Consider the following 10,419-nt stretch of genomic DNA (forward strand, 5'->3'; position numbering starts at 1 on the left):
GCGTACGTCGAGCAGGACCTCCACGAGATCTACCAGGGCGAGGTCCGCTACGCCCGCGACGCCTTCGAGGGCCTGCGCCTCATGGACGCCCTCATCGGCGTCAAGCGCGGCGTCCCCGGAGCCGTGCTCCCCGAGCTGAAGCAGCGCAGGGTCGCCAAGACCGCCACCGCCGCCCTCCAGGTCGACGAGCCGGAGCCCGGCGGCCGCTCCGACGTGGCCACCGACAACCCGGTGCCGACCCCGCCCTTCTGGGGCACCCGCGTCGTCAAGGGCATCCCGCTGAAGGACTACGCGTCCTGGCTCGACGAGGGCGCCCTCTTCAAGGGCCAGTGGGGCCTCAAGCAGAACCGGGCCGGCGACGGACCGGCGTACGAGGAGCTCGTCGAGACCGAGGGCCGGCCCCGGCTGCGCGGCTGGCTGGAGCGCCTCCACACCGAGAACCTCCTCGAGGCGGCCGTCGTCCACGGCTACTTCCCCTGCGTCTCCAAGGGCGACGACCTGATCATCCTGGACGAGGCGGGCAACGAGCGGACCCGGTTCTCCTTCCCGCGCCAGCGCCGGGGCCGCCGCCTGTGCCTCGCGGACTTCTTCCGCCCGGAGGAGTCCGGCGAGACCGACGTCGTCGGCCTCCAGGTGGTCACCGTCGGCTCGAAGATCGGCGAGGCCACGGCCAAGCTCTTCGAGTCCGACTCCTACCGCGACTACCTGGAGCTGCACGGCCTCTCCGTCCAGCTCGCCGAGGCCCTCGCCGAGTACTGGCACGCCCGCGTCCGCGCCGAGCTCGGCTTCGGCGGGGAGGACCCCGAGAACGTCGAGGACATGTTCGACCTCAAGTACCGGGGCGCGCGCTTCTCGCTGGGCTACGGAGCCTGCCCCGACCTGGAGGACCGCGCGAAGATCGCGGAGCTGCTCCGGCCGGAGCGGATCGGCGTCCACCTCTCCGAGGAGTTCCAGCTCCACCCCGAGCAGTCCACCGACGCCATCGTCATCCACCACCCGGAGGCGAAGTACTTCAACGCGCGGTGACCGCCCGGTGACGGCGCGGCGTAAATCCGCGCTTTCACGGTGATCGCGACGTACACTTGTCGGTCCAGTGCAGGCCGGTCTTCCTCCCCGTACCGGGGAGGGGGGCCGGCCTTCTCGTCCCTCCATGGAGGTGTCCGGATGACCAGTACGGTCCCCGCGTCCCTGTTCCGTACGAACGGCAGCTCCGCCCTGCAGGCGGTCTTCCTCGACATGGACGGGACCCTCGTCGACACGGAGGGGTTCTGGTGGGACGCCGAGGTCGAGGTCTTCGCCGACCTCGGGCACCGGCTGGACGAGGCCTGGCGGGACGTCGTGGTCGGCGGCCCGATGACCCGCAGCGCGGGCTACCTCATCGAGTCCACCGGCGCCGACATCACCCTCGAAGAGCTGACCGTCCTGCTCAACGAGAAGTTCGAGCAGCGCATCGAGCGGGGCGTCCCCCTCATGCCGGGGGCGGAGCGGCTGCTCACCGAGCTGGCGCGGCACTCCATCCCGACCGCCCTGGTCTCCGCCTCGCACCGGCGGATCATCGACCGCGTCCTCGCCTCGCTCGGCCGCGACCGCTTCGCGCTCACCGTCGCCGGCGACGAGGTCGTCCGGACCAAGCCGCACCCCGAGCCGTATCTGACGGCCGCCCAGGGCGTCGGGGCCGACCCCGCGCTCTGTGCCGTCATCGAGGACACCGCGACCGGCGTGGCGGCCGCCGAGGCGGCGGGCTGCCGGGTCGTCGCGGTGCCCTCCGTCGCCCCGATCGCGCCCTCCCCGGGCCGGGTCGTGGTCCGCTCGCTGGAAGAGGTCGACGTGCCGTTCCTGCGCACCCTGATCACGGGAATTTGAGCTTTCCCTGAGGAAAGCGATCCGGTTAAAGCGAACGGGCCATTCACCGAAAAGCGGCTACGTGACCTTGGTCACTCAGAGTGCCGGACGGTGGGTGGCCCGCTCCCGTTCCCTGCCTCAAAACCGGATGTTTCGTCGTCCCCTGTGTCCCGGTTGGGCAACCATCGTCCCCAACGTCCGGTGCATGGTTATCGAGACCGACGCATCCATGATCACTCTGCGATTACGCCCCTGTACGGCCCCGGTCAAGTGATACCGGCGCCGCCCACTAATCTTTCGCGAGTACTTCGCCGCATAACCGCGTGCACCGGCGCATACCCAAGTCGCCGTGAACACAGGACCGATCGAAACACCCGGCCCGATCGCTCCCGCCCCGACCGGGCGGCAGGCGGCGGAGTTCCCCTGACCGCTGTACTCCAGTGCCGGATGAGGAGATCGTCCCTGATGAACCGCAAGACCCTGGTGCTGCCGGCCGTGGCCGGACTGCTCGCCCCCCTGCTCGCCGCCTGCGGCGGAGCGGAGGACAGCCGAGCGATCACCGTAGGCACCACGGACCAGTTCATCGTCACCGAGGACGCCCCCGCCCCGTTCGACCCGGCCTACGCCTACGACACCGGTGCCTGGAACATCCTCCGTCAGACCCTCCAGACCCTGATGCACGTGCCCCGCGGCGGCGGCGAGCCCGTCCCCGAGGCCGCCCAGAGCTGCGGCTTCTCCGACAAGGCCAGCGAGAGCTACCGCTGCACGCTCCGCTCCGGCCTCACCTTCGCCGACGGGACCCCCCTCACGGCCGAGGACGTCAAGTTCTCCATCGAGCGCGTCCTGAAGATCAAGTCGGACAACGGCACGGCCGCCCTCCTCGCGAACATCGACGCCATCGAGACCCAGGGCACCGACGGGATCGTCTTCCACCTCAAGACCCCCGACGCCACCTTCCCGTACAAGCTCTCCACCCCCGTCGCCGGCATCCTCAGCAAGAACAAGTACGCCGCCGACAAGCTCCGCGACGGCTTCGACGTCGACGGCTCAGGCCCGTACACCATGAAGGCCGAGCACGAGGGCGACAAGGCCACCCGCTTCGTCTTCACCAAGAACCCGGCGTACAAGGGCGACGTCACCCTGCGCAACGACAAGGTCGAACTGCGCCCCTACGCCGACGCCGACGCCATGGGCAAGGCCCTGGAGCGCAAGGACATCGACATGATGGCCCGCTCCCTGTCGCAGAAGCAGATCAAGGACCTCACCGAGACGCCCAAGGAGCACATCCGCGTCACCGAGGTCCCCGGCCTCGAGATCCGCTACCTCGGCTTCAACACCAAGGCCCCCTCCGTCCAGGAGAAGGCCGTCCGCCAGGCCATGGCCGCCGTCGTCGACCGGGGCGCCCTCGTCAGCCTCGTCTACGGCCCCACCGCCGAGCCGCTCTACTCGCTGATCCCCTCCAGCATCACCGGCCACGCCACCCCCTTCTTCGACGAGTACGGCGAGCCCGACCCCGCCCGCGCCGCCAAGCTCCTCAAGGACGCGGGCGTCAAGACCCCGGTCAAGGTGACCCTCAACTACACCACCGACCACTACGGCGCCGAGACCGCCAAGGAGTTCGAGGCCCTCAAGAACCAGCTCGACGCCAGCGAGCTCTTCGACGCCGAGGTCCACGGCACCGAGTGGTCCACCTTCCGCACGGCCCAGAAGCGCGGCGACTACGCCGTCTACGGCCTCGGCTGGTTCCCGGACTACCCGGACCCGGACAACTACATCGCGCCGTTCCTCGACAGCGACAACTTCCTCAACACCCCCTACGTGAACAAGACCGTCCGCGAGAAGCTCATCCCGCGCTCGCGCCGCCAGGCCGACCGCAACGCCGCGAGCCCCGTCTACGCGCAGATCCAGAAGATCGTCGCCAAGGACGTCCCCGTCCTGCCCCTGTGGCAGGGCAAGCAGTACGTCGCCGCCCGCGACGACCTCAACGGAGTCGAGTACGCCCTCAACACCTCCTCCGACCTGCTGCTGTGGGAACTGGGCCGCGGCACCGCCTGACCCCTTCGTTGTCCCGGCCGCGCGCCCCTGCGCGGCCGGCCTGACAAGAGATCAAGAGGCAAGTTCTGTGAAGGCACGAAACAAGTGGCTGACGGCCCCCCTCGCCGCCGGTCTGTCCGCCGCCCTCCTCAGCGGCTGCGGCACCGAGCAGGGAGGCGGCTCCGGCGGTTCCGGTGGCGGCATACGCGTCGGCATGTCCGACGAGATCCTCGCCACCGACCCCGCGGCCGGTTACGACCCCGGCTCCTGGCTGCTGTTCAACAACGTCTTCCAGTCCCTCCTCGCCTTCCCGAAGGGCGGCTCCGAGCCGGAGCCCGATGCCGCCGACAAGTGCGCGTTCTCCGGGGGCAGCAAGGTCTACACCTGCACCCTGCGCGACGGCCTCACCTTCTCCAACGGCAACAAGCTCACCTCGGAGGACGTCAAGTACTCCTTCGAGCGAGCCCTCAAGATCGCCGACCCCTCCGGCCCGGCGCCGCTGCTCGCCACCATCGACACCATCGAGACCCCCGACGAGCGGACCGTCGTCTTCCGCCTCAAGGTCCCGGACGCCACCTTCCCCAGCAAGATCGCCTCCGGCGCCGGCTCCATCGTCGACCACCGCGACTACCCCGCCGACGCGCTCCGCACCGACGGCAAGGCCACCGGCTCCGGCCCGTACAAGCTGGACTCGTTCAGCGACACCGAGGCTGTGTTCTCCGCCAACCCCGGCTACAAGGGCAACGCCAAGCCCAAGAACAGCGCGGTCACCCTCAAGCTCTACCGCGGCGACCGCGAGGCCCTCGCCAAGGCCTTCACCGACGGCGCCGTGGACGTCGCCTACCGAGGCCTCTCCGCCGACGACATCGCCGCCCTCGAGAACTCCGCCACCACGGCCGACAAGGGCATCGAGGTCATCCCCGGCAGCAGCGCCGAGGTCCAGCACCTCGTCTTCAACATGAAGGACCCGGTCGTCGGCAAGCTCGCCGTCCGCAAGGCCATCGCCCACCTCGTCGACCGCGAGGCCCTCGTCGAGCACGTCTACCAGTCGACGGCCACCCCGCTCTACTCGATCGTCCCGGCCGGCATCGCCGGACACAACACCGCCTTCTTCGACGCCTACGGCACCCCCGACAAGGCCAAGGCGAAGAAGGCCCTCCGCTCCGCCGGCATCACCGGCAAGGTGAAGCTCACCCTCTGGTCCACGCCCAGCCGCTACGGCCCGGCCACCGACCAGGAGCTCAAGGCCATCGCCGAACAGCTCAACGCGAGCGGCCTCTTCGACGCCGACGTGAAGTCCGTCGCCTACGAGCAGTACGAGAAGGACATCGCCGCCGGCAAGTACGGCGTCTACGTCAAGGGCTGGATCCCCGACTACCCCGACGCCGACAACTTCACCAGCCCCTTCTTCGGCGAGGGCAACGTGCTCGGCAACCACTACGAGAACAGCACCATCACCGGCACCCTCCTCCCGGAGACCGCCGCCATCGCCGACCGCGCCGCCACCGTCGACCAGTACGGACGCCTCCAGGACCTCGTCGCCGAGGAGATCCCCGTCCTGCCGCTCTGGCAGGGCAAGCAGTACGCCGTCGCCCGCGAGGACGTCACCGGCCTCGAATGGACCCTCGACGCCTCGACCGTCTTCCGCTTCTGGGAGATCCGCAAGGGCTGACACCGAGGGCCGACGCCTCCCGCACGCACGAGGGCCCGGTACGCACCACGCGCACCGGGCCCCGCCGCTCCCGCGACTACTGGCCGCCGGCCCCCGGCCGCACCAGACCGCTCTCGTACGCGTACACCGCGGCCTGCACCCGGTCCCGCAGCCCCAGCTTCGTCAGCACATGGCCCACGTGCGTCTTCACCGTCGTCTCGCTGACGAACAGGTCCGCCGCGATCTCCGCGTTCGACAGGCCCCGCGCCACCAGCTTCAGCACCTCCACCTCACGGTCGGTCAGGGTGTTCAGCGTGTCCGGCACCTGCTCCTCGCCCGTCGGCAGATGCGCCGAGTACTTGTCGAGCAGCCGGCGCGTGATCGACGGCGCCAGCATCGCCTCGCCCGCCGCCACCACACGGATCGCCTGCACCAACTCGTTCGCCGGAGCGTCCTTCAGGAGGAAGCCGCTCGCCCCCGCCCGCAGCGCCTCCACCACGTACTCGTCCAGGTCGAAGGTCGTCAGGACCAGCACCTTCGCCGGACCGTCCCGCCCCGGACCCGTGATCTGCCGGGTCGCCTCCACCCCGTCCATCCGCGGCATCCGGATGTCCATCAGGACCACGTCCGGCTGCAGCGCGCGCACCTGCTCCTGCGCCTGCAGACCGTCCCCGGCCTCACCCACCACCGCGATGTCCTGCTCCGCCTCCAGGATCATCCGGAAGCCGGTCCGCAGCAGCGGCTGATCGTCGACCAACAGGACGCGGATCGTCACAAGGGCTCCTTCACGGGGCTGGACTCACGAGGTGCGCCCGCGCCGGCGCGGGCTGTGCTCAGGAAGACGGCTGGGCCGGGTCCATTCTGCCCTGCCCCGATTCACCCGACTCCGGCGGGCGCGCGGAAACGATCTTCAGGGGATAGACCGGGGGAGTCCCCCCGAACTCCGGACAGACCGCCTGATGGTCACACCAGCCGCACAGCTTCGTCGGCCGCGGCCGCCAGTCACCCGACTCCGTGGCCAGCCGGATCGCGTCCCACAGCGCCAGCAGCTTCCGCTCCACCCGCAGCAGATCCGCCTCCACCGGGTCGTACGTCAGCACCTCCCCGCTGCCCAGGTACACCAGCTGCAGCCGCCGCGGGATCACCTTCTTCAGCCGCCACACCACCAGCGCGTAGAAGGTCATCTGGAACAGCGCGCCGTCCCGGTACTCGGGCCGCGGCGCCTTCCCCGTCTTGTAGTCGACGATCCGCACCTCGCCCGAGGGCGCCACGTCGACCCGGTCGATCACCCCGCGCAGCCGCAGCCCCGAATCCAGCTCCGTCTCCACGAACAGCTCACGCTCGGCCGGCTCCAGACGCGTCGGGTCCTCCAGCGTGAACCACCGCTCGACCAGCCCCTCCGCCTCGCCCAGCCAGCCCGCGAGCCGCTCCCCGTCCGGATCCTCCGCGAACAGCTCGGCCAGCTCCGGCTTCGACCCGAGGAGACGCTCCCACTGCCCCGGCACCATCGACCTCGCCCGCGACGCCGTCCGCTCCGCCGCCGGATCGTCGAAGAGCCGCTCGAGCACCGCGTGCACCAGCGTGCCCCGCGTCGCCGCCGCGCTCGGCTTCTCCGGCAGCCGGTCGATCACCCGGAACCGGTACAGCAGGGGACACTGCATGAAATCGCTCGCCCGCGAGGGCGACAACGACATGGGCGCCCGGGGCTCCGCCGGCACCTGCTCGCTCGTACTCATGACAAGACCCTACGACCCGCCGCCGACAGCGGGCGGAATACCATCGACCCGGGACCCCGTCGCACTGCATGATCGAACCGTGACGCACCGACGCGGGTCACACCACGCGACGAAAGGAACCCGTGAACCAGGACGAGCCCAAGCCGCAGCGGACCGAGGAGCCCGGAGGCGGGATCCTCATGGGACGGCCCTTCGGCGTGCCCGTCTACGTCGCCCCCAGCTGGTTCGTCGTCGCCGCCCTCATCACCTGGGTCTTCGGCGACCAGATCGACCGCGTCCTGCCCGAGCTCGGCGCCGCCCGCTACCTCGTCTCCCTCTTCTTCGCCGTCGCCTTCTACGCCTCCGTGCTCGTCCACGAGCTCGCCCACACCCTCGCCGCGCTCCGCTTCAAGCTCCCGGTGCGCCGCATCCAGCTCCAGTTCTTCGGCGGCGTCTCCGAGATCGAGAAGGAGACCGAGACCCCCGGCCGCGAATTCGTCCTCGCCTTCGTCGGCCCCCTGCTCTCCCTCGTCCTCGCCGGCGCGTTCTACCTCTCGCTGTACGCCGTCGAGCCCGGCACCGTCCCCGGCGTCCTCCTCGGCGGCCTGATGATCTCCAACCTGATCGTCGCCGCCTTCAACCTGCTCCCCGGCCTCCCCCTCGACGGCGGCCGCATGCTCCGCGCCGTCGTCTGGAAGATCACCGGCAAGCCCATGAGCGGCACCGTCGCCGCCGCCTGGGTCGGCCGCGCCCTCGCCGTCCTCGTCCTCGTCGGCCTGCCCCTGCTCACCCGCACCGGCCTCCTCGGCAACTCCACCGACGACATCAGCGGCTTCGAGACCGTCACCGACGCGCTCCTCGCCGCGATCCTCGCCGCCATCATCTGGACCGGCGCCGGCAACAGCCTCCGCATGGCCCGCCTCCGCGAGCACCTCCCCGAGCTCCGCGCCCGCGCCCTCACCCGCCGCGCCATCCCCGTCGAACCCGTCACGCCCCTCTCCGAAGCCCTCCGCCGCGCCAACGAGGCGGGCGCCCGCGCCCTCGTCGTCGTCGACGCCACCGGCGAACCCACCGGCATCGTCCGCGAGGCCGCCATCGCCGCCGTGCCCCAGCACCGCCGCCCCTGGGTCGCCGTCAGCACCCTCGCCCAGGACCTCACCGACGGCATGCGGGTCCCCGCCGAACTCACCGGCCAGCCCCTCCTCGACCACCTCCGCGCCAGCCCCGCCACCGAGTACCTCGTGGTGGAGGACACCGGCGAGATCTACGGGGTCCTCGCCACCACCGACGTCGAGCGGGCCTTCGTCCGGGCCATGGCACGACCGTCTTCGTAGGGCCGGTATTGTTGTTCACATGTCCGAACCGACCGGTGCCGCCCGCCGACGCGGGCCCTTCAAGGTCGGGGACCAGGTTCAGCTGACCGACCCCAAGGGCCGTCACTACACGTTCACGCTCGAAGAGGGAAAGAACTTCCACACCCACAAGGGTTCTTTCCCGCACGACGAACTGATCGGCGCCCCCGAGGGCAGCGTTGTCCGTACCACCGGAAACGTCGCCTACCTCGCGCTGCGCCCCCTGCTCCCCGACTACGTCCTGTCCATGCCCCGCGGCGCAGCCGTGGTCTACCCCAAGGACGCGGGGCAGATCCTGGCCTTCGCCGACATCTTCCCCGGCGCCCGCGTCGTGGAAGCCGGAGTGGGCTCGGGATCGCTGAGCAGCTTCCTCCTGCGCGCCATCGGAGACAGCGGCATGCTGCACTCCTACGAGCGCCGCGAGGACTTCGCCGAGATCGCCAAGGGCAACGTCGAGCGCTACTTCGGCGGCCCCCACCCCGCGTGGCAGCTGACCGTCGGCGACCTCCAGGACAACCTGTCCGACACCGACGTCGACCGCGTCATCCTGGACATGCTCGCCCCCTGGGAGTGCCTGGAGGCCGTCTCCAAGGCCCTCGTCCCCGGCGGCATCCTCTGCTGCTACGTGGCGACCACCACCCAGCTCGCCCGCACCGTGGAGTCCATCCGCGAGTTCGGCTGCTACGCCGAGCCGCAGCCCTGGGAGTCCATGATCCGCAACTGGCACGTCGAGGGCCTCGCCGTCCGTCCCGATCACCGCATGATCGGCCACACCGGCTTCCTCGTCACCGCCCGTCGCCTCGCGGACGGGGTCGAGCCCCCGATGCGCCGCCGCCGCCCCGCCAAGGGCGCCTACGGCGAGGACTACGAGGGTCCCAACAAGAGCTGAGTCCCGAGACCGGGCCGAACCCCGGTACCGAGGGCTGACGTTCCGACATTCAGACCGCGCCGCCGTCGAGTTCCCGCCCACGCGGGAGAACTCGTCGGCGGCGTCCTCATGTTGTCCGCCGCTCCAGAGGGCGGGCCCACAGCTCCAGGGAGCAGGCCCACCCCACCTGTTCCGTCCCCCTGTGACGTATGGCACGATGCCGGGAACCCCGTCGCACCGCCCCACAGGAGACGTCTCGCGTGCAGCCCTCCGCCGCCCCGGACCTCGCGGACCTCGCCCACACCCACGCCCGGCCGGCCCACTGGCTGGCCACCGCCACCGCGACCGCCGCGGTCGTCGCCCTCGCCGGACTGCTCCAGCCCGGCCCCGCCGGAGCCGGCACCGTCCCGGCCGCCGCCCCGGGCCCGGCGCCCGCCCCCGACGCCGCCGCGGTCTCCTACCCCCTGGAATGCGGGGGAGGCCCCCATACGGTCGCGAAGCAGGTCTCCGGAGACCTCGACGGCGACGGGAACCCCGAGACCGTTGCGGTCGTGCACTGCGAAGCCGGCTCCGGCACCCCGCCGAGCGGCGTCTACGTCCTCACCCGCGGGAAGGGGAACGGCACCCCCGCGCGCGTGGTCGCCACGCTCGTCGCACCCGAGCAGCACCGGAACGTCACCGAGCTCGCCGTACGCGACGGAGCCGTGCGCGCCACCCTGCTCGGCTACTCGTCCCCCGACGTGCCCAGCTGCTGCCCCGACGAGAAGGAGCAGGCCAGCTGGCGCTGGCAGGGCGGCGCCTTCGTCCGCGGCGACCGGACCGACGCCTAGGGGGCGTCTTGCCGATCAGGCCGGGCTCGCGGCGTCTGGCACCGCGCCTCGCCGCGTTGTCGTCGGTCGACAACGCTCCTTCCCCAAGTTCTCGGCTTCGCTCGAACAGGGGAGACCCCACTGCCTC

9 protein-coding genes are annotated in these 10,419 nt (G+C 70.8%); 7 read left to right on the plus strand and 2 right to left on the minus strand.

Annotated features, from left to right (window positions below):
• The 4 genes from ABZ318_RS37155 to ABZ318_RS37170 all read left to right on the plus strand — a co-directional run.
• A partial coding sequence (locus ABZ318_RS37155; protein WP_356906838.1) for a vitamin B12 dependent-methionine synthase activation domain-containing protein occupies positions 1-1,026 on the plus strand: 1,026 nt, incomplete at its 5' end.
• A 138-nt stretch (positions 1,027-1,164) separates the two neighbouring features.
• Positions 1,165-1,863, plus strand: a complete 699-nt coding sequence (locus tag ABZ318_RS37160; protein WP_356906839.1) for an HAD family phosphatase — start codon at positions 1,165-1,167, stop codon at positions 1,861-1,863.
• Between the two features lie 444 nt (positions 1,864-2,307).
• Positions 2,308-3,897 (plus strand): ABC transporter substrate-binding protein, encoded by a 1,590-nt coding sequence (locus ABZ318_RS37165; protein WP_356906840.1) that lies wholly within the window; start codon positions 2,308-2,310, stop codon positions 3,895-3,897.
• A gap of 67 nt (positions 3,898-3,964) precedes the next feature.
• On the plus strand, positions 3,965-5,548 hold the full coding sequence (locus ABZ318_RS37170) for an ABC transporter substrate-binding protein (RefSeq protein ID WP_356906841.1): 1,584 nt from the start codon (positions 3,965-3,967) through the stop codon (positions 5,546-5,548).
• Between the two features lie 76 nt (positions 5,549-5,624).
• Here ABZ318_RS37170 and ABZ318_RS37175 read toward each other — a convergent pair whose 3' ends face one another.
• Complete coding sequence (locus tag ABZ318_RS37175) at positions 5,625-6,302, minus strand: response regulator transcription factor (protein ID WP_030691890.1); 678 nt, start codon at positions 6,300-6,302, stop codon at positions 5,625-5,627.
• Between the two features lie 58 nt (positions 6,303-6,360).
• Complete coding sequence (locus ABZ318_RS37180; protein ID WP_356906842.1) at positions 6,361-7,263, minus strand: PD-(D/E)XK nuclease family protein; 903 nt, start codon at positions 7,261-7,263, stop codon at positions 6,361-6,363.
• Positions 7,264-7,442: 179 nt separating this feature from the next.
• Here ABZ318_RS37180 and ABZ318_RS37185 point away from each other — a divergent pair, with 179 nt between their 5' ends.
• The 3 genes from ABZ318_RS37185 (at position 7,443) to ABZ318_RS37195 (ending at position 10,292) form a co-directional block, all read left to right on the plus strand.
• Positions 7,443-8,576, plus strand: coding sequence for a site-2 protease family protein (locus tag ABZ318_RS37185; RefSeq protein ID WP_356906844.1), 1,134 nt, complete (start codon positions 7,443-7,445; stop codon positions 8,574-8,576).
• Between the two features lie 19 nt (positions 8,577-8,595).
• The gene (locus ABZ318_RS37190; RefSeq protein ID WP_351193250.1) at positions 8,596-9,483 is read left to right on the plus strand and encodes a tRNA (adenine-N1)-methyltransferase; all 888 of its coding nucleotides are present in this window, start codon (positions 8,596-8,598) and stop codon (positions 9,481-9,483) included.
• 239 nt (positions 9,484-9,722) lie between these two features.
• Positions 9,723-10,292 carry a hypothetical protein gene (locus tag ABZ318_RS37195; protein ID WP_356906843.1) on the plus strand — a complete coding sequence of 190 codons (570 nt, stop codon included), beginning with the start codon at positions 9,723-9,725 and terminating at the stop codon, positions 10,290-10,292.
• Positions 10,293-10,419: the final 127 nt, after the last annotated feature.

It is taken from the genome of Streptomyces sp. NPDC006197 (genome assembly GCF_040613865.1).
Classification (GTDB): domain Bacteria; phylum Actinomycetota; class Actinomycetes; order Streptomycetales; family Streptomycetaceae; genus Streptomyces.

Bases quoted from the DNA above. Each gene is read 5' to 3' on its own strand.
- ABZ318_RS37165 (WP_356906840.1), top strand. From the start codon at position 2,308: ATGAACCGCAAGACCCTGGTGCTGCCGGCCGTGGCCGGACTGCTCGCC.
- ABZ318_RS37160 (WP_356906839.1), top strand. From the start codon at position 1,165: ATGACCAGTACGGTCCCCGCGTCCCTGTTCCGTACGAACGGCAGCTCC.
- ABZ318_RS37180 (WP_356906842.1), bottom strand. From the start codon at position 7,263: ATGAGTACGAGCGAGCAGGTGCCGGCGGAGCCCCGGGCGCCCATGTCG.
- ABZ318_RS37190 (WP_351193250.1), top strand. From the start codon at position 8,596: ATGTCCGAACCGACCGGTGCCGCCCGCCGACGCGGGCCCTTCAAGGTC.
- ABZ318_RS37185 (WP_356906844.1), top strand. From the start codon at position 7,443: ATGGGACGGCCCTTCGGCGTGCCCGTCTACGTCGCCCCCAGCTGGTTC.